13 protein-coding genes are annotated in these 18944 nt (G+C 70.0%); 9 read left to right on the forward strand and 4 right to left on the reverse strand.

Going from position 1 to position 18944, the window contains the following annotated elements; genetic code table 11:
* Positions 1-156: 156 nt before the first annotated feature.
* The 7 genes from ACZ7CD_RS18225 to ACZ7CD_RS18255 all read left to right on the forward strand — a co-directional run bounded on the left by ACZ7CD_RS18225 (position 157) and on the right by ACZ7CD_RS18255 (position 11573).
* Positions 157-1908, forward strand: a complete 1752-nt coding sequence (locus ACZ7CD_RS18225; protein WP_360389326.1) for an RICIN domain-containing protein — start codon at positions 157-159, stop codon at positions 1906-1908.
* A gap of 46 nt (positions 1909-1954) precedes the next feature.
* On the forward strand, positions 1955-3460 hold the full coding sequence (locus tag ACZ7CD_RS18230; protein ID WP_360389328.1) for an arabinofuranosidase catalytic domain-containing protein: 1506 nt from the start codon (positions 1955-1957) through the stop codon (positions 3458-3460).
* A gap of 156 nt (positions 3461-3616) precedes the next feature.
* On the forward strand, positions 3617-6196 hold the full coding sequence (locus tag ACZ7CD_RS18235; protein ID WP_360389331.1) for a glycoside hydrolase family 9 protein: 2580 nt from the start codon (positions 3617-3619) through the stop codon (positions 6194-6196).
* 247 nt (positions 6197-6443) lie between these two features.
* On the forward strand, positions 6444-7529 hold the full coding sequence (gene chvE, locus ACZ7CD_RS18240; protein ID WP_360389333.1) for a multiple monosaccharide ABC transporter substrate-binding protein: 1086 nt from the start codon (positions 6444-6446) through the stop codon (positions 7527-7529).
* A gap of 27 nt (positions 7530-7556) precedes the next feature.
* Positions 7557-9062, forward strand: coding sequence for a multiple monosaccharide ABC transporter ATP-binding protein (mmsA, locus tag ACZ7CD_RS18245; protein WP_470379476.1), 1506 nt, complete (start codon positions 7557-7559; stop codon positions 9060-9062).
* Positions 9059-10279, forward strand: a complete 1221-nt coding sequence (mmsB, locus tag ACZ7CD_RS18250; RefSeq protein WP_360389336.1) for a multiple monosaccharide ABC transporter permease — start codon at positions 9059-9061, stop codon at positions 10277-10279. Before mmsA ends, mmsB begins: the two co-directional genes overlap by 4 nt.
* A 193-nt stretch (positions 10280-10472) precedes the next feature.
* Positions 10473-11573, forward strand: coding sequence for an aldose epimerase family protein (locus tag ACZ7CD_RS18255; RefSeq protein WP_470373683.1), 1101 nt, complete (start codon positions 10473-10475; stop codon positions 11571-11573).
* Positions 11574-11642: 69 nt separating this feature from the next.
* Here the strand turns inward: ACZ7CD_RS18255 and ACZ7CD_RS18260 are convergent, their stop codons facing one another.
* The gene (locus ACZ7CD_RS18260; RefSeq protein WP_470379307.1) at positions 11643-12401 is read right to left on the reverse strand and encodes a helix-turn-helix domain-containing protein; all 759 of its coding nucleotides are present in this window, start codon (positions 12399-12401) and stop codon (positions 11643-11645) included.
* 73 nt (positions 12402-12474) lie between these two features.
* Between ACZ7CD_RS18260 and ACZ7CD_RS18265 the strand changes: the two genes are divergently transcribed.
* Together ACZ7CD_RS18265 and ACZ7CD_RS18270 are read left to right on the forward strand one after the other, a co-directional pair.
* Positions 12475-13287, forward strand: coding sequence for a phytanoyl-CoA dioxygenase family protein (locus ACZ7CD_RS18265; protein ID WP_470370467.1), 813 nt, complete (start codon positions 12475-12477; stop codon positions 13285-13287).
* On the forward strand, positions 13284-13550 hold the full coding sequence (locus ACZ7CD_RS18270; RefSeq protein WP_470370466.1) for a hypothetical protein: 267 nt from the start codon (positions 13284-13286) through the stop codon (positions 13548-13550). Before ACZ7CD_RS18265 ends, ACZ7CD_RS18270 begins: the two co-directional genes overlap by 4 nt.
* Before the next feature lie 189 nt (positions 13551-13739).
* Here the strand turns inward: ACZ7CD_RS18270 and ACZ7CD_RS18275 are convergent, their stop codons facing one another.
* From ACZ7CD_RS18275 to ACZ7CD_RS18285, 3 genes are all read right to left on the reverse strand, one after another.
* Positions 13740-15698: a family 43 glycosylhydrolase gene (locus tag ACZ7CD_RS18275; RefSeq protein ID WP_470379308.1), complete on the reverse strand. Its 1959-nt coding sequence runs from the start codon at positions 15696-15698 to the stop codon at positions 13740-13742.
* Positions 15695-17341 carry a glycoside hydrolase family 27 protein gene (locus ACZ7CD_RS18280; RefSeq protein WP_458431836.1) on the reverse strand — a complete coding sequence of 549 codons (1647 nt, stop codon included), beginning with the start codon at positions 17339-17341 and terminating at the stop codon, positions 15695-15697. The genes ACZ7CD_RS18275 and ACZ7CD_RS18280 overlap by 4 nt, the downstream gene beginning before the upstream one ends.
* Positions 17342-17439: 98 nt before the next feature.
* A complete protein-coding gene (locus ACZ7CD_RS18285) occupies positions 17440-18912 on the reverse strand; it encodes a glycoside hydrolase family 62 protein (protein WP_470379309.1) in 1473 nt (490 codons plus the stop codon).
* Positions 18913-18944 lie beyond the last annotated feature (32 nt).

Genomic DNA, 18944 nt, shown 5'->3' on the forward strand with positions numbered 1-18944 from the left:
GAACCGGTTCGACCCACGAGCCTCTTGCCCGGAACTCCGCTGTGCGCGTACTTTCACTCCTCGATCGAACCGGTTCGAGTCTCCGTCGCCCCTGACCCGTTACGGAGCCCACCCATGGTTCACCGACGAACCCGCACAGCCCTCTTGGCGGTACTCGTGTCAGCCTTCGCGTTCACCACCCCTGCCCAGGCTGCGAACGAGGCCATCAGCGTCGACTTCGCCACGACCACCGGCACCCCCGCCCAGCGCGCCTCCGGCTGGATCTACGGCATGACGGAGAACGCCGCGGGGCCCGCCGACCACTTCTTCCGCGACGTCAAGTTCCGGTACATGCGCGCGGGCGGCGCGCAGCTCGACAGCCCCGGCGGCTGGGTTTCGGGCAAGTACGAGCGCCGCTGGAACGCGACCAGGGCGCAGTTGTTGCGGACGCGCGCACTGGGCGGTGAGTTCGTGCTGCTGCCCCACGACCTGTGGGGCGCGGACGGCTACCCGATCTCGCGCTTCCCCGGCGACAACGGCAACTGGACCGACTACGACAACTTCCTCACCCGCGTGATCGACGACGTCCGGGCGACCGGCGTGCCGGTGCAGTGGGACCTGTGGAACGAAGCCAACATCACGACGTTCTGGAACCGGTCGCAGGCGCAGTACTTCGAGCTGTGGCGCCGCACGTACCAGCGCGTCCGGGCGGCGTTCCCCGCGCACCTGATCGTCGGGCCGAGCCACGCGGGCGTGCCGTCCACCGGCGGCTGGTGGGTGCAGTACCTGGACTTCGTGCGCGCCAACAACGTCGTGCCCGACGTCTTCAGCTGGCACGCGCTGCCCGGCGACCCGGTCGCCAACGTCGCCACGGCGAACGCGACGCTCGACGCGCGGGGCATCCCGCACCCGCGGCCGTACCAGATCAACGAGTACGGCGCGTCGAACGAGCAGAACCCCGGCGACGGGGCGTGGTACATCGCGCGGCTGGAACGCGCCGGTGTCGACGGGCTGCGCGCCAACTGGGCCAGTGCGGGCAACCTGCACAACGACCTCGGCAACCTGCTGGTGCGCAACGCGGCCGGGCAGCACCAGCCCAAGGGCGAGTGGTGGGTCTACCGGTTCTACGCCGGGCAGACCGGCCAGAGCACCGCCACCACGCCGAGCCAGTCCTACGACTCGTTCGCCACCAAGGCCAACGGTGTCGCGAAGGTCCTCATCGGCGGCGGCAGCACGACCGGCAACGTCGCGGTCACGTTGCAGCGCCTGGACACCACGACCGGGATCGTGCAGAACAACCAGGTCCGCGTTCTCGTGCAGCGCATCCCGCACAACAACGGCGGTGCAGTGCAAGGTCCGGTCACCGTGCAGAACTCCGTGGTGTCGTTGTCCGGCAACGCCGTCACGGTCACCGTGCCGCACAACGACGTCAACGAGACGTCCACGATCACGCTGCTGCCGCCCGGCTCGGCCGGGTTCCAGACCGTGGCCGCGGCGCAGCACTCCCAGCAGTGCCTGGACAACACGAACCTGAGCACCGCCGACGGCAACCAGCAGCAGCAGTTCCCCTGCGAGGGCGGTGACCAGCAGCTGTGGAACTTCACGCCGGTCGCGGGCGTGGCCGACACCTTCACCGTCGCCAACCAGCAGTCGGGCAAGTGCCTGGACGTCTCCTCGGCCGCGGACGGTGCCCCGGTCGTGCAGCAGACCTGCGCGCCGGGGTCGACCGCCCAGCAGTTCACGGTGCGCAGGGTCACCTACAGCGGCAACGACCCGCACGACCACCAGCTCGTGGCGCGTGCCAGCGGCAAGTGCGTGGACGTGAACGGCGTCTCGACCGCGGCGGGCGCCCGGACCATCCAGTGGACGTGCAAGGCCGTGAACCAGAACAGCCAGCTCAACCAGACCTGGCGGCTCTGGGGCCGGTGACGGTCCCCGCCGGTCTCCGATCCCCCACAACGCAGTGGAGCGGCTCATGACAACGACCCGAACCAGCCCGAGGCGCGTTCTGCACGCGGCACTGGGCCTGTCCCTCGCGCTGGCCGTCCTCCCGGTCGGCTCAGCGGCGTCAACTCCCGCGGCGGCACCGGCACCGGTGGCGGCAGCGGCCACCGGGACGTGCGACATCTACGCGTCCGGTGGCACGCCCTGCATCGCCGCGCACAGCACGGTGCGAGCGCTTTACGGCTCCTACGGCGGAAACCTCTACCAGGTCCGGCGTTCGTCGGACAGCACGACGCGCGACATCGCCGTGCTGACCGCGGGCGGCAACGCGAACGCGGCCACGCAGGACGCGTTCTGCGCGGGCACCACGTGCGTGGTCACGGTGGTCTACGACCAGTCCGGCCGCGGCAACGACCTGTGGTACCAGGGGTCCAGCGTCGTGCCCGGCTCGCCGCAGAGCAGGCCGGCCGTCGCGACGTCCGAGGCGCTGACCGTCGGCGGCGACAAGGCCTACTCGCTCTACATCAACCCCGGCAACAGCTACTGGCGCGATGGCCACCTGACCGGCGTCCCCACCGGCAGCGCGCCGGAGGGCATGTACATGGTCACCAGCGGCACGCACGTCAACGGCGGCTGCTGCTTCGACTACGGCAACAGCGAGACCACCCGCAAGGCCGACGCGGCCGGGGCGATGGACGCCATCAACTTCAGCACGCAGTGCTGGTTCGGCGGCTGCCAGGGCACCGGTCCGTGGGTGCAGGCCGACCTCGAGTGGGGCCTCTTCCCCGGCGGCAGCCAGTCGTGGAACCCGAACCAGCGGGCGTTCCCCACCAGGTTCGTCACCGCCATGCTCAAGAACAACGGCACCACGCGGTTCGCGCTCAAGGGCGGCAACGCGCAGAACGGCACCATGACGACGTTGTGGGACGGCTCGCTGCCACCGGGCTACAGCCCGATGAAGAAGCAGGGCGCCATCATCCTCGGCAGCGGTGGTGACTGCTGCAAGCCCGACGGCGGCGCGAACCTCAGCGCCGGCACGTTCTACGAGGGCGCCATGGTGGCCGGATACCCCTCCGACACGACCGAGAACGCCGTGCAGGCCAACATCATCGCGGCCGGGTACGGCACCGGCGGTGGCGGCGGTTCCACCGGACCGGTGCGCGCGCTGGCCGCCGGCCGGTGCCTCGACGTCAACGGTGCGAGCACCGCCGTCGGTGCGGCGGTGCAGATCTGGGACTGCCACGCGGGGGCGAACCAGACGTGGACGCGCACCGCGTCCGGCCAGCTCACCGTCTACAGCGGATCGACGCTCCGCTGCGCGGCACCGCAGAACAACCAGTCGGCGGCGGGCACGGCGGTGGTGACCGCGACCTGTGACGGCAGTGCGAACCAGCGCTGGACGGTCAACGCCAACGGCACGATCACCGGTGGTTCCGGACTCTGCCTGGACGTCAACGGCGCCGCGACCGCCAACGGCACCAGGGTCGTCCTGTGGACCTGCCACGGCGGCGCCAACCAGCAGTGGACGTTCGGCTGACGCAGCCCGGTTGCTGCAGGTGGAGCAGGAGCGGCCGTCCGGGTGACGCCGCCAGGTCAGGGCTGAACGGGGCTTGCCGATGACGACGGGACCACCCTACGGTCTCCTGGGAGCGCTCCCAGAAGCCCCGTCGACGAGGACGGAGAACCTCACGAGATGAGATCGCAACCCCCACGCCTGTTCGTTGCCGCCCTGCTCACGGCGCTCACCGCGACCGCGCTGCCGGCAGCGGGCACCGCCGAGGCTGCGGAGTACGAGCGCGTGCTCAACGGGAAGTTCGACAGCGGTTCCGCCGACCCGTGGTGGAGCAGCGCCGGTGTGACGAACCGGGTGACCGGCGGCGAGCTGTGCGCCGCGGTCACCGGTGGCACCACGAACCCCTGGGACGCGCTGGTCGGCCAGAACGGTGTGCCGTTCGAGGCCGACCAGCCGTACACCCTGTCGTTCGACGCGCACGCCACCACCGCGCAGACGGTGGCCGCGGCGGCCGGTGAGGCCGTGAGCCCGTACCGGGGCATCGCCCGGCAGGAGTTCGCGGTGACGCCGACGAAGCAGCGGTTCAGCTTCACGTTCACGTCCGCCCTGGACTTCCCGGACGCGGGCAACGGCCAGGTCGCCTTCCAACTGGGCGGCCAGGCGGCCGACAACACCGTCTGCGTCGACAACGTGTCGCTCGTCGGCGGCGTGAAGCCGCCCGGTGGCGTCAACCCCAACCCGACCAGGAAGGTGCAGGTCGACCAGGTCGGCTACGTGCCGGGCCTGCCGAAGCGGGCGACGCTCGTGTCCACCGCGACCACGCCGCAGACGTGGACGCTGAAGAACTCCGCGGGTGCGGCCGTGGCCACCGGCCAGACCGTGCCCAAGGGTGCGGACGTGACGTCCGGCGACTCGGTGCACCAGATCGACTTCTCGTCGTACGACACGGCGGGCACCGGGTACACGCTGGTGGTCGGGTCGGACGCCAGCTTCCCGTTCGACATCTCGGCCGACGCGGTGAAGCGGCTGCGCTACGACTCGCTGGCGTTCTTCTACCACCAGCGCAGCGGCACGCCGATCGACGCGCAGTACGTGGGCGAGCAGTACGCGCGCCCGGCCGGTCACGTGAACGTCGCGCCGAACCAGGGCGACAACAACGTGCCGTGCCGCGCGGACCTCGCCTGCGGCTACACGCTCGACGTGCGCGGCGGCTGGTACGACGCGGGCGACCACGGCAAGTACGTGGTCAACGGCGGCATCTCGGTCTGGCAGCTGCTCAACTCCTACGAGCGCGCGTCCCGCATCGGTGACGCCTCGGCGTTCCGCGACGGCACGCTCGCCATCCCGGAGAAGTCCAACGGCGTGCCCGACCTGCTCGACGAGGCCCGCTGGGAGGTCGACTTCCTGCTGAAGATGCAGGCACCGGACGGCATGGCGCACCACAAGGTCCACGACGCCAACTGGACGGCCCTGCCGACCCGCCCCGAGCTCGACGACCAGCCGCGCAGGCTGTCGGCGACCAGCACGGCGGCGACGCTGAACCTGGCGGCCGTGGCGGCGCAGGCGTCCCGCCTCTGGAAGTCGATCGACGCCACGTACTCGGCGAAGCTGCTCACCGCGGCCCGCAAGGCGTACACGGCGGCGAAGGCCAACCCGAACAAGATCGCGGACCCGAACGACGGCACCGGCGGCGGCGCCTACAGCGACAGCACCCTGACCGACGAGTTCTACTGGGCCGCTGCCGAGCTGTACGCGACGACCGGCGAGGCCGCCTACCGCACCGACGTGACCGGCTCCACGCACTACAAGGGGGCCAGCCTGACCAGGGCCGGCTTCTTCTGGGGCGGCACGGCGCCCCTGGGCGACATCACCCTCGCCCTGGTGCCCACCGGCCTGCCCGCCGCGGAGGTCGCGGCGATCAAGTCGGCGTTCGCCACCGTGGCCGACCAGCACCTGGCCGCCATGGCCCAGATGGGCTACGCGACGCCGTACGACAACAGCGTCGACGGCTACGTCTGGGGCTCGAACTCCGCGGTGCTGAACAACGCCCAGGTGATCGCGCTGGCCCACGACTTCACCGGAGCGGACAAGTACCGCGACGGCGTCTTCGAGGCCCTGCACTACCTCCTCGGCCGCAACCCGCTGAGCACCTCGTACGTGGCGGGCTACGGCGACCAGGCCGTGCAGAACGTGCACCACCGCTTCTGGGCCAAGCAGAACGACCCGACCCTGCCGATCGCACCGCCGGGCTCCCTGTCCGGCGGCCCGAACAGCGGCTTGCAGGACCCGATCGTCCAGCGCCTGCTCACCGGGTGCCCGCAGCAGAAGTGCTGGGTCGACGACATCGGCGCCTACTCGGTCAACGAGGTCGCGGTGAACTGGAACTCGGCGCTGGCCTGGGTGTCCGGCTGGGCGGCCGAGAAGTCCGGCAAGCCGCCGGTCCCCGTCTCGGACTGCGAGGTCACCTACACCGCGAACAAGTGGCAGGGCGGCCTGTCCGCGCAGGTGGCGCTGAAGAACACCGGCACGGCCGCGTGGACGGAGTGGAAGCTCGGGTTCGCGTTCCCCGGCGACCAGAAGGTCACCGCCGGCTGGTCGGCGAACTGGACCCAGACCGGCAAGGACGTGGCCGCGACGAACATGTCGTGGAACAACCGGGTCGAACCGGGCAAGTCGGTCTACATCGGGTTCAACGCCTCCGGCGGTGGAGCCGACCCGGCGGCCTTCACGATCAACGGCAAGGGCTGCAAGACCGGCTGACCCCCGAGGGGGCCGGCCCGGTCGACCGGCAGGACGAAGCGCGCCCGCTACCGCAACCGCGGTGGTGGGCGCGCTTTCGTGCCGGAGGGACGGCGTGGACCACCAATCGAGATACCCGGACAACCGTCCTGTGAGCGCTAACAGCCACTACCTGCGGTTATCAACCTGTCACTTGACTGGCCCATTGTTAGCGATAACACTCGCCGCCTACAGCACTGTTGCCTGTCGGTGACATCGAGGAGAACCAATGAGGCTTGTCCGGATCGCGGTCACCACCGCACTCGCCGTCTCCCTCGCGGCCTGCGGTTCAACGGAGAAGACAGTCGATCAGCAGACCGGCTCGGGGGAAGGCGCACTCGTCGGCATCACGATGCCCACCCGGTCGTCGGAGCGGTGGGTCCGCGACGGCGACAGCCTCAAGAAGTCGCTGGAGGCCAAGGGGTACAAGGTCGACCTGCAGTACGCCGAGGACAGCATCCCCACGCAGGCCAACCAGATCGAGAACCAGATCACCCAGAAGGCCAAGCTGCTGATCATCGCGTCGATCGACGGCAAGTCGCTCAGCTCGCAGCTGCAGCAGGCCGCCGACGCGAAGATCCCGGTCATCTCCTACGACCGGCTCCTGCTCAACACCCCGAACGTCGACTACTACGCGACGTTCGACAACTACAAGGTCGGTGTGCAGCAGGCGAACTCGCTGCTGGCCGGGCTGAAGACCAGGGGTGAGGGGCCGTTCAACATCGAGCTGTTCGCCGGGTCGTCCGACGACAACAACGCGACGTTCTTCTTCAACGGCGCGATGTCCGTCCTCCAGCCGCTGATCGACCAGGGCAAGCTCGTCGTGAAGTCGGGCCAGAAGGACTTCAACACCGTCGCGATCCTGCGCTGGGACGCGGCCACCGCGCAGCGGCGCATGGAGGACCTGCTCACCTCGACCTACGGCAGCGCCAAGGTCGACGGCGTGCTGTCGCCCTTCGACGGCATCTCGATCGGCATCATCTCCGCGCTCGGCAGCAACGGCTACGGCACCGGCGGCCAGGCGCTGCCGATCGTGACCGGGCAGGACGCCCAGGTCGCCTCGGTGAAGTCGATCATCAAGGGCGAGCAGTACTCCACGATCTTCAAGGACCTGCGCCAGCTCACCGACGTGGCCGCGAAGATGGCCGACTCGCTGCTCAAGGGCGGCAAGCCGGAGGTCAACAACACCACGGACTACAACAACGGCGTCAAGGTCGTGCCGGCGTTCCTGCTCCAGCCGGTCCCGGTGGACAAGGCGAACTACCAGAAGGAACTGGTCGAGTCCGGCTACTACACCGCCGACCAGCTCAAGTAGGTCCCGGTGAACGACGACGTCCTGGTGATGCGCGGCATCACCAAGAGGTTCGCGGGTGTCACCGCGCTGCACGAGGTCTCGCTGACCGTGCGGCGCGGTGAGATCCACGCGATCTGCGGGGAGAACGGCGCGGGCAAGTCCACGCTGATGAAGGTGCTGTCCGGGGTGCACCCGCACGGCACGTACGACGGGGAGATCTTCTTCGAGGGCGAGCCGTGCGCGTTCGACGGGGTGCGCGACAGCGAGCGCCGCGGCATCGTGATCATCCACCAGGAGCTGGCGCTGTGCGGTCAGCTCTCCGTCGCCGAGAACCTGTTCCTGGGCAACGAGAGGGCGCGGCGCGGGCTCATCGACTGGAACCGCACCAACCACGAGGCCCAAGTGCTGCTCGACCGGGTGGGGCTGCGGGAGAACCCGACCACCAGGGTCGACGACCTCGGTGTCGGCAAGCAGCAGCTCGTCGAGATCGCCAAGGCGCTGTCCAAGGAGGTCAAGCTCCTGATCCTGGACGAGCCGACCGCCGCGCTCAACGACGACGACTCGCAGCACCTGCTCGACCTGCTCGACGGCCTGCGGGACGAGGGCATCACCTCGGTGATCATCTCCCACAAGCTGGGCGAGGTCACCAGGGTCGCCGACACGGTCACCGTGCTGCGCGACGGGAAGACGATCGAGACGTTGCCGGCGAAGGGCCTCAGCGAGGACCGGATCATCGCGGGCATGGTCGGGCGCGACCTGGAGCACCGGTTCCCGCCGCGCACGCCGGACATCGGCGAGGAGGTGCTGCGCATCGAGGACTGGACGGTGCACAGCCCCGCCCAGCCGGACCGGGTGGTCGTCGACAGGGCCACCCTGTCGTTGCGGCGCGGGGAGATCGTCGGTCTCGCCGGCCTGATGGGCGCCGGTCGCACGGAGCTCGCCATGAGCGTATTCGGCCGTTCCTACGGCGTGGGCATCTCCGGGCGCGTGGTCAAGGAAGGCCGGGAGATCGACACGCGCACCGTGCGCGCCGCGATCGACCACGGGCTCGCGTACGTGAGCGAGGACCGCAAGCGCTACGGGCTCAACCTGATCGACAACGTGCAGCGCAACGTCTCCGCCGCCGCGCTGGGCAAGCTCGCGCGCCGCGGCTGGGTGAACGAGAACGAGGAGAACTCGGTCGCCGAGCGGTTCCGGCGGTCGATGGGCATCCGGACCGCGTCGGTGTCGACGCCGACCGGCACGCTGTCGGGCGGCAACCAGCAGAAGGTCGTGCTGGCGAAGTGGATGTTCACCGACCCGGACGTGCTGATCCTGGACGAACCGACGCGCGGCATCGACGTCGGCGCCAAGTACGAGATCTACTCGATCATCAACGACCTGGCAGCGCAGGGCCGCGCGGTGCTGGTGATCTCCTCGGAGCTGCCGGAGCTGCTCGGCCTGTGCGACCGCGTGTACGCGCTGTCGGAGGGCCGCATCACCGGCGAGGTGAGCCGCGAAGAGGCCACGCAGGAACGCCTGATGCAATACATGACGCGAGGACAAGGTTCATGACCACGAAGACCGCGCCCGCTCCGGCCACCGCGCCCGCAGCACAGCCCCGGCGGTTCTCGATCAACCTGCGGCAGTCGGGCATCTACGTCGCGTTCGCGTTGATCGTCGTGCTGTTCACCGTGCTGACCGGCGGCGACCTGCTGCAGCCGCAGAACATCTCGAACATCATCGTGCAGAACTCCTACGTGCTGATCCTCGCGATCGGCATGATCCTGGTGATCATCGGTGGGCACATCGACCTCTCGGTCGGCTCCACGGTGGCGCTGACCGGAGCGATCTGCGCGGTGCTGACCGTCCAGTGGGGACTGCCGTGGCCGGTCGCGGTGCTGGTGACGCTGCTCGCCGGCGCGCTCATCGGTGCGGCGCAGGGCTACTGGATCGCCTACTTCGGCATCCCCGCGTTCATCGTGACGCTGGCGGGCATGCTCGTGTTCCGCGCGCTCACCATGTCCACGCTGGGCAACCAGGGCATCGGCCCGTTCCCCGACGAGATCCGGGCGCTGTCCAACGGGTTCACCGGCGGCTACCTCGGCAACATCGGCCTCGGCCCGCTGGGCGGCGCCGACCTCGTGAGCCTGCTCGCCGGGCTCGCCTGCGTGGCCGGGTTCGCGTTGTCGCAGTGGCGCAAGCGGTCCGCCCGCCTCGGGTACGGCCAGACCGTCGACCCGATGCCGGTGTTCGTGCTGAAGATCGTGGGCGTGGGCGTCGTCGTGATGGCCGTCGTCGTGCAGCTCGCCCGGTTCCGCAACCTGCCGTGGGTGCTGGTGCTGCTCGCGGCGCTCACGCTCGGCTACTCGCTGATGGCCGGCAACTCGGTGTTCGGACGGCACATCTACTCGATCGGCGGCAACCTGCAGGCCGCCACGCTGTCCGGTGTGAAGGTCAAGGCCGTCACGTTCTGGGTGTTCGTCAACATGGGCGCGCTGGCCGCGCTCGCCGGTGTGATCTTCGCGGGCCGGCTCAACCAGGCGGGCCCGACCGCGGGCGCGTCCTTCGAGCTCGACGCCATCGCGGCGGCGTTCATCGGCGGCGCGGCGGTGCAGGGCGGTGTCGGCAAGGTGGTCGGCGCCATCACCGGCGGCCTGATCATGGGCGTGATCAACAACGGCATGTCGCTGATCGGCTCGCCCAGCGAGCGCGTGATGCTCGTGAAGGGCCTGGTCCTGCTCCTGGCGGTCGCCTACGACGTGTGGACCAAGCGCCGCGGCCGCGCCTGAACCCTCCTTGGGATCGAGGGCACCGGGCGCTCCCCGGCGGGGACGGCGTGCGCCGGGAGGCGACGACCGACAAGATGACCTTCGACGGGGTCGGCACGACCAAGCCGGTCGTGCCGACCCCGGAGAGCGTCGCACCACAGCGGATCCGGCAGCAGCACTGCCGGGCCCTGTTCAACTGATCCAGAGGAGTTCGATGTCGCAGCGGGAGCCCGGGCTCGGCCGTGAGCTGTTCGGCCGGCTCGGTGACGCCGACGTGCACCGGTACGTCCTGGCCTGGCCGGGTGGCCTGACCGTGCGGGTGCTCGACCTCGGTGGCGTGGTCCAGTCGGTGGAGGCACCGGACCGGCGGGGTGTCCCCGGCAACGTCGTGCTCGGGTTCTCCTCGCTCGACGAGTACGCCGCGAACAACCGGCCGGGCGCGTCCAGGGTGTTCCTGGGCGCGCTGGTCGGCCGGTACGCGAACCGGATCGCGGGCGGGAGGTTCACGCTCGACGGCACGACCTACCACCTGCCCGTCAACAACGGCCCGAACACGCTGCACGGCGGTCCGGCGGGCTTCGACACCAGGGTGTGGTCCGCGACCGAGCTGCACGAACCGGACAGCGTGGGACTGCGGCTCGAGCTGGTGAGCCCGGCGGGCGACCAGGGCTTCCCGGCGACGGTGTCCGCCGAGGTCACCTACCGGCTGAGCCGCGACAACCGGCTCTCCATCACCTACGGGGCCACCGCGAACGCGCCCACCGTGCTGAACCTGACCAACCACACCTACTGGAACCTGGCCGGTGAGGGCAACGGCGACGTGTACGGGCACGCGCTGCGGCTCAACGCGAGCCGGTTCTGCCCGGTCGACGACACGCTGATCCCGCAGGGCGACCCGGTGCCGGTCGAGGGGACGCCGTTCGACTTCCGCGAGGCGACGCCGATCGGTGCCCGCGTCGACGGCCCCGACCCGCAGCTCGTCCTCGGCGGGGGCTACGACCACAACTGGGTGCTCGACGACTGGGCGCCGGGCAACCGGACGCCGGCCCTGGCCGCGCAGGCCGACGACCCGGTGTCCGGGCGGCGGCTGACCATGTGGACCACCGAGCCGGGCGTGCAGTTCTACTCGGGCAACTTCCTCACCGCGGAGCTGGTCGGCACCGGCGGCCGGCCCTACCACCGCGGCGCCGGGTTCGCGCTGGAGGCCCAGCACTTCCCCGACTCGCCGAACCGGCCGGACTTCCCCAGCACCGTGCTGCGACCGGGCGAGGTGTACCACCAGGAGACGGTCTACCGGCTGTCCACGGTGGACTGAGCGAGCGGACCGCGCAGGCGTCGTCGCACGCGCGGTCCCCGGACGACTTCCCCGCGGAGCTCGACCGGATCAGCCGCCGCCCGTGCTGACGCGGCGCAGCCTCGTCGGCGCCGCACCGAGCTCACGGCGGCACACCTTGTTGAACGCCTGGAGGTCCGGGATGCCGACCGCCGCGGCGACGGCGGTGACCGACAGGGTCGACTCGGTGAGCAGGTGCCGGGCCCGTTCCGCACGCCGCCGGCGCACGTAGGCAACGACGGTCTGGCCGGTGCGGGCGCGGAACAAGCGCGTGAGGTGGTTGTGCGACACCCCGGCCACCCGCGCGATCCCGGCCACGGACAACGTCCCCGCGAGATGGGCCTCCACGTGCGCCGCGGCCACCGCGAACGGGTCGGGGCGCTCCGGCGGGGCGGCGTCGGTCAGCTGCCACAGCACGGTCCACAGGTGCGCGGTGGCCCGTGCCGGGGCCGCCGCCAGCGCACCGCGCAGCAGGCGGGTGATCGGTGTCCTGTTCGGACCGGGGTCCTGCATCACCGGCGCGGTGCGGCGTTCGGGGCTGTCCGGCAGGCGCAGGTGGGCGTAGAGGTGCTCGGACCGGCCGCGGTAGTGGAAGCGCACCTCGGTGTCCGGCGGGACGAGGCTCGCGTGACCGGGTGCGATGCGGTGCCGCGTGCCACCGACCTCGAGCACGCCCTCGTAGCCGTACAGGTGCAGCTGCCACAGGTCCGGCAGCCGGAAGACGTCGGTCGGCGCCGTGACGCCGTGCACGCCCACCCCGGCGTCGGCCACCACCGGCGCCTCGCCCAGGGGCAGCACGACCTGACGCACGAGGTGAAAACCTACCAGCAGTGGGTGATTTCAGCCCACGCCCCATGCTCGGGGGCGGCCTAGGTTCCGTTGCATGCCAACACCTCCACTGCTCACCTCGGTGCAGCTGGCCCGGTTCGCCGCCCAGGGCTACCTGCGGCTGGACGCGGTCGTGCCGCCGGAGCTGAACCGGCTCGCGCTGGACCGGCTCCCGTCCGGTGTGCCCCCGGTCCCCCACGGCACCCCGCTCGCCGACGCCTACACCGGCTCGTGGCCGCGGCAGCTCGTGGACCTGCCCGTCGTCGCGGGTGCGCTGCGCTCGCTCGTGGGGCCGTCGCCGACCGTCGACCACCACGCGGTGCACGTCCGCGAGCCGCACGAGGGGCACGCCCAGGCGCTGCACGGTGACGCGATCATCGACGTCCGCCCGGACGCGTTCGACGTGCAGCTCATGTACTACCCGCAGGAGGTGACGCCGGACATGGGCGGCACGCTCGTCGTGCCCGGCAGCCACCTGCGCCGCACCAACGAGAGCGACACCGGCCGCTACCAGAACCTGCGCGGCCAGACCCGCCTGACCTGCCCCGCCGGCACCGTGCTACTGCTGCACCACGGCATCTGGCACGGCGGCCGCCGCAACGACAGCGCCGTGCGCCGGTACATGTTCAAGATCCGGTTCAACCCGACCGTGCCGCAGGTCCGGCTGTGGGACACCGCCGACCTGGACGACCCCGCTGTCGGCGAGGAGCTGGGGCGGTACTTCCCCTGGTACGAGATGGCCACCGCCCGCCTGGAGGTCTACCAGCGGGTGCGGTTGTGGCGTGCGCTGACCGGCGACCCGGAGTTCGACGTCGAGCACTGGGTCACCCGCGTCACGAACCGCCCGGCACAGCGGGGGCGGGCATGAGCGCGCGGCAGCAGGTGCTGGTGCTGTACCTGGCGTCGTCCGCGCTCGACTCGCACGTCGTCGGGTGGTCGCGCTACGACGGCACCGGTGCGACGCAGCCGACGACCGGCGACTCGGACGAGCCGCCGTACCCGGACGGGGTGGCCGCGTTGCGCGACGGCTGGCGGTTGTTCCAGGCCGCGCAGCTGCTGCCGCCCCACCCGGGCGGCGAGTACGACGTCTCTTTCCTCAAACACGAGTTCTTCTTCGAAAAACTCCCCTGACTCCCCTGCCTTTCCCGCATCTGCAAGTACCACCAACTCATGATCGAACCGCCTCTGACCACACCCAACTCGGTCGCCGCCCACGAGGCTCCGCGCCACGCCGTGAACCCGGCACGACCGTGTTGGTAGTAGAAAAGTGCTGGTTGATGTTGAGTTGGTAGTACTTGCAGACGCCGGGGAAGCAAGGGGTCAGGGGGTCGTGAGTTCGAAGCGGGACACGGCCACTGAGCCGCCCAGTGCCTGGGTCGCGTGGTTGAAGATGCCGAAGCGGTAGCCCATGAAGAACTGCCACTCGTTCTTCAACGTGAACCCGCTGCCCAGCGAGGTGAAGTTCACCCCGTCGGTGCTGTAGGAGAACCGGGCCTGCCTGCCGCTGCCGGGTCTGATGTCGGCGTTGGCGCGCAACCAGATCCGGGTCCCGGACAACGCCGCGCTCGCGACCTCCGTGCCGGTGCCGGTGGTGTTCCAGTTGCTGTCCATGGTCAGGCCGTTGACCATCACCACCCGGTTGCGGCCGCCGTCGCGCTTGACGCCGATCCACGCCGAGGAGTCGCGCAGCATCGCCAGGCCGCTGCGGTCGCCGTCGCGCATCGCGCTCACGTCCAGCGCCACGGTGGCCGTGGAGGTCGGGCCCTGCACGCGGTGGGTGAGGGTGTTGCGGGCGCTGTACAGGTCGTTGGTGACGGTCGCGGTGGACAGCCGCAGGCCGTTGTCGACGCTGTACTTCGTGGTGTCGGGGTTGTGGTTCCACTCCCACTGCGGGCCGAGCTTCGTGCCCTGGAACGTGTCCACGCCGATCATCGGTTTCACCTGGCGCGGTGGTGCCGGCAGGTTCGGCATCGGGTAGTTCACGCCCCAGCCGCCGTTGACGGTGGTGATGCGCGGCCAGCCGTCGGAGGTCCAGGTGATCGGGGCGAGCACCGGCACCCGGCCGCCGGGGTAGGCGTCCACGAAGGCCATGTAGTACCAGTCACCGTTCTGCGTCTGCACCATGCCGCCCTGGTGCGGCACGCCGCCGCCCTGGATCGGGGTCGGCATGTTCAGCAGCACCTGCTGGACGGTGTAGGGGCCCCACGGGTTGGAGGCCTTGAGCACGTACTGGCCGTTCGCGGGCCTGGTCAGCCAGATGTAGTAGTTGCCGCCGCGCTTGTAGAAGCGGGCGCCCTCCAGCGTGCCGATGTTCGACGGCGTCTGGAACACCTGCTGCGAGCGGACCTCGGACTTCCCGTCCGCCGAGAGCTGCGCGACGCTGATCGTGGTGTTGCCGTAGGCGACGTACATCGTGTCGTTGTCGTCCACGAGCATGCCCGCGTCGTAGTAGCACTTCGGAATGGTGGCGTGCTTGGCCCACTGCCCGTCGACCGCGGTGGCCGTGTAGATGTGGGTCTGGGCGAAGTCGATGCACCCGCCCCAGTAGAACGTCTTGTTGCTCTTGCGGTGCTGCAGGAACGACGCCCAGATGCCCCGCACGTAGCCGCGGCCACCGTTCATGTCGTACTTGTTGCCGAAGTCCAGCCTGGGCACGGAGTGGCCGGCGAACTCCCAGTTCACCAGGTCGTAGGAGCGCAGCACGGGCGCGCCCGGCGAGTAGTGCATCGTGGAGGCCGAGTAGTAGTACGCGTCGTCCACGCGGATGATGTCGATGTCCGCGAAGTCCTGCCACAGCACCGGGTTGGTGAACGACGACGGCCGGGGCGTGGTCGTCGTGGTCGTCGTGGTGGTCGTCGTGGTGGTCGTGGTCGTGCCGGTGTCGTTGCACGTCGTACCGTTGAGGCGGAACGACACCGGGTCCTGGTTGGCCGAGCTCGTCGTCGCGTTGAAGCCGAAGTCCACCTTGCCGCCGGTGGGGACGGAGCCGTTGTACGACGCGTTGCGGGCACTCACCTGGTCGCCGCTCTGCGTGATCACGGCGTTCCAGTGCTGCCCGACCTGCTGACCGGAGGCGTAGGTCCATTCGAGGGTCCAGCCGTTGATCGCGTCACCGGTGTTGGTGATCGCCACGGACGCGCCGAAGCCGCCCTGCCACTCGGAGGTCTTGGTGTAGGTCACCGAACAGCCGGGTGCGGCCTGGGCCGCGGTGCTCGCGGCGAGCCCGCCCGCCACCAGGGTGACCGCGGCGAGTGCGGCCGCGTACGGTGCGCGCCTCATGACCGGCTCCACTTCTGGTTCGACTGGCCGTTGCAGGTCCACAGCACGAGCCGGGAGCCGTTCGCGGTCGCCGCCCGTTCGACGTCCAGGCACAGACCGGCCTGGGTGTTGCGCAGCGACCCGTCGGCCTCCGCGGTCCAGCGCTGGTTGGCCTGGCCGTTGCACTGCCAGATGATGACCCGCGTGCCGTTGGCGGTGCCCTGGTTGTAGGCGTCGAGGCACTTGTCGCCGAACACCCGCACCTCACCGCCCGCCCAGCTGGTCCACTGCTGGCTGGCGGCGGTGGCGCAGTCCTGGATCGTGGCGTTCGCGCCCGCCGCGGTCGAGCTGTTCTCCACGTCGAGGCACCGGTTCGAGCCCGCACCGCGCAGTCGTGCGGTGGTCGACTGCACCGGGCTGCCGCCGCTCACCCGGAACGCGGCCACGCCGTGCGCCGGGACGGACGCGGAGATCGCGCCGGAGGTCGACGACGTGCCACCGGTCCACAGGTCGGTCAGCGTGAAGCTGCTGCCGGACAAGCCGATCTGGGCGGCCGTGGTGGACACCGTCGCGGTGCCGCCGCCCCGGTTGAACAGGCCCACGGCGACCGAGCCGTCCGACAGCGGCTTGGCGAACACCTCGGTGTTGCCGTCGTCGCGCACCCGTCGGCCACCGGCGCCCAGTGCGTCCTGGTTGACCGCGATCAGCCTGGTGTTGCGCAGCACCGCGCTCACGTCCGCGGACATGGTGCGGATGTCGTTGCCCGCCATCAGCGGAGCGGCCATCAACGCCCACAGCGCGAAGTGCGCGCGGGACTCGGTCAGCGTGAGGCCCGGCCGGCCGACGACCAGCATGTCGGGGTCGTTCCAGTGGCCGGGACCGGCCTGCGCTGCCAGCGGGGCGGTGACGTCGAGGACGTTGCCCACGCCCATGGGGTAGCTGTTGACGTTGCCGTTCTGCCAGATGTCCAGCAGGTCCTCGGTCGTGCGCCAGAGGTCGGCGATCTCGCCCCAGTTGTACTTGTCACCGGTAGGGGCGTGGAAGCTGTTGGAGTTGATGCTGTAGACGATCGGGCGGCCGGTGGCGCGCAGCGCGTCGCGCATGATCGTGAAGCGAGCGATCTGCTCGTCGCGGGTGCCGCTGCCCGAGCACCAGTCGTACTTCAGGTAGTCCACGCCCCAGGACGCGAACGAGCGGGCGTCCTGGGCCTCGTGGCCCTTGCTGCCGGTCGAACCGGGGTGCGTGCCGACGCCCTGCGCGCACGTCTTCTCGTTCGGCGCCTGGTAGATGCCGAACTTCAGGCCGCGCGAGTGGATGTAGTCGCCCAGCGCCTTCATCCCGCTGGGGAACTTCGACGGGTGCGCCCGCAGGTTGCCCGCGGAGTCGCGTTGCGGGTCGAACCAGCAGTCGTCCACGACCACGTACTGGTAGCCGGCGTCGCGCATGCCGGAGGACACCATCGCGTCCGCGGCCTGGCGGACCTGGCCCTCGGTGATGCCGCAGCCGAAGCTGTTCCAGCTGTTCCAGCCCAGCGGCGGGGTGAGCGCCGGGCTGCCGGGCGCGGCGACGACGGGGGACGCGGTGACCTGGCTCGCCGTGACGGCGGCGACCGCGGTCAGCAGGGCGGCGGCGAGGTGCGCCAGTCTTCTCGACCGGGTGGGCATCGTTGCCTTCTCTCGGACAGGGAGGGTGTGGGGCGGTTCTGCGGCAGTGGGAGGACGCCGCCGGGGCGGGTGTCCGGCGGCGTCCGGCTGGGGGGCGGTCAGCAGGTCGAGTTGGTCTGCGTCAGCAGGCCGAGCTTCCAGGGCAGCTGGTTGTAGTCACCACCCGCGTTGGGGTCCATGCCCTGGTAGAGGAACTTCAGCTGGCACGGGCTGATCTCCATCGTCTGGTCCACACCGGAGCGGATCATCTCGCCGTGGCTGATGTCACGCGTCCACTGCCCACCGGGGAACGTCACGTTGTTCGCGCGGGCGAACGGGTTCGACTCCTCCGCGGCCAGCGGGGTCCACGGGCCGGTGATCGCCGGTGCGGTCCAGGTGCGGAACCAGCGCCGGCCGTCCGAGCCGATCGCCTCGTGCACCAGCAGGTACTGGTTCTTGCCCGCGATCTTGTAGACGTTGGACGCCTCGAACAACCGGTTGCGGTTGGAGTCCTGCATCGCGATCACGGTGTTGGTGAACCCGTTGGGGTACTGGGCGAGCGTCGTCTCCGAGCGGTACAGGTGGCCGTTGTCGTCGGAGGAGAACAGGTAGCACTTGGCGGTGTCGCAGACGACCCAGAAGTCGACCCAGTAGCCGTTGCCGATGTTGTCGCGGATGATCTGCGGCATGCCGCCCGCGTAGAAGTTCTTCGGCGCCGACCACGAGGACGGGTTCGAGATGTCCGTGGTCGTGGAGTACGACGCGTTCGAGCCCGTCTGGTACACGAGGTACCACAGGCGCTGGGGCGCGAAGTAGAACACGTGCGGCGCGGCCTTGTACCCGGTGCCCACGGCCGTGCGGTCCAGGTAGTAGTGCGGTGCCGAGGACGCCTGCGAGAAGTCCGTGAAGCTCGTGTACATGATGTTGTAGCCGGTCGTGTAGACCGACGCGAACACGTGGTACTTGCCGTTGTGGTAGACGATGCTCGGGTCCTTGACCGAGTACACCCTCGGGTGCGCGGAGTCCGGCTTCGGCGAGATCAGCGCACCGCCGGAGGACCAGCGGAAGCTCGACGGCAGGTTCCCGACCGGCGGGTTGTCCGACGTGGTGGTGGTCGTCGTCGTCGTCGTCGTGGTGGTGGTCGTGGGGCCGACGTCACCGGTGCACAGCGTGCCGTTGAGGGTGAACGCGGTGGGGTTCGGGGAGTTCGTGCCGGACGCGGTCCCGTTGAACCCGAACTCGACCTTGCCGCCGGTGCCGATCTGCGCGTTGTAGGCGACGTTGCGCGCGGTGACGTCGGCGCCGGACTGGGTCACCTGGGCGTTCCAGGCCTGCGACACCTTCTGCCCCGCGTCGTAGCTCCAGGTCAGCGTCCAGCCGTCGACCGCGTCACCGAGGTTGGTGACGCTGACGTTCGCGGTGAACCCGCCGTCCCACTGCGACGGTGCGGAGTAGGTGACCGAGCAGCCGGGGGCGGCCGAGGCGGGCGGCAGCGCGACCGCGGTCAGCGCGGTCACCGCCAGCAGCGGCACCGCGGTGAGCGCGGTGAGCCGGGCTCTGCGGGAGGAGAACAGTCGTCGTACGAGGAACATGATCACCCTTCGACGTCGGAGGGAGGGACCGG

The organism is Lentzea sp. NPDC036949 (genome assembly GCF_055608075.1).

Bases quoted from the DNA above. Each gene is read 5' to 3' on its own strand.
- ACZ7CD_RS18235 (WP_360389331.1), top strand. From the start codon at position 3,617: ATGAGATCGCAACCCCCACGCCTGTTCGTTGCCGCCCTGCTCACGGCG.
- ACZ7CD_RS18255 (WP_470373683.1), top strand. From the start codon at position 10,473: ATGTCGCAGCGGGAGCCCGGGCTCGGCCGTGAGCTGTTCGGCCGGCTC.
- mmsA (WP_470379476.1), top strand. From the start codon at position 7,557: ATGCGCGGCATCACCAAGAGGTTCGCGGGTGTCACCGCGCTGCACGAG.
- ACZ7CD_RS18230 (WP_360389328.1), top strand. From the start codon at position 1,955: ATGACAACGACCCGAACCAGCCCGAGGCGCGTTCTGCACGCGGCACTG.
- ACZ7CD_RS18285 (WP_470379309.1), bottom strand. From the start codon at position 18,912: ATGTTCCTCGTACGACGACTGTTCTCCTCCCGCAGAGCCCGGCTCACC.
- ACZ7CD_RS18270 (WP_470370466.1), top strand. From the start codon at position 13,284: ATGAGCGCGCGGCAGCAGGTGCTGGTGCTGTACCTGGCGTCGTCCGCG.
- ACZ7CD_RS18275 (WP_470379308.1), bottom strand. From the start codon at position 15,698: ATGAGGCGCGCACCGTACGCGGCCGCACTCGCCGCGGTCACCCTGGTG.
- mmsB (WP_360389336.1), top strand. From the start codon at position 9,059: ATGACCACGAAGACCGCGCCCGCTCCGGCCACCGCGCCCGCAGCACAG.
- chvE (WP_360389333.1), top strand. From the start codon at position 6,444: ATGAGGCTTGTCCGGATCGCGGTCACCACCGCACTCGCCGTCTCCCTC.
- ACZ7CD_RS18265 (WP_470370467.1), top strand. From the start codon at position 12,475: ATGCCAACACCTCCACTGCTCACCTCGGTGCAGCTGGCCCGGTTCGCC.
- ACZ7CD_RS18280 (WP_458431836.1), bottom strand. From the start codon at position 17,341: ATGCCCACCCGGTCGAGAAGACTGGCGCACCTCGCCGCCGCCCTGCTG.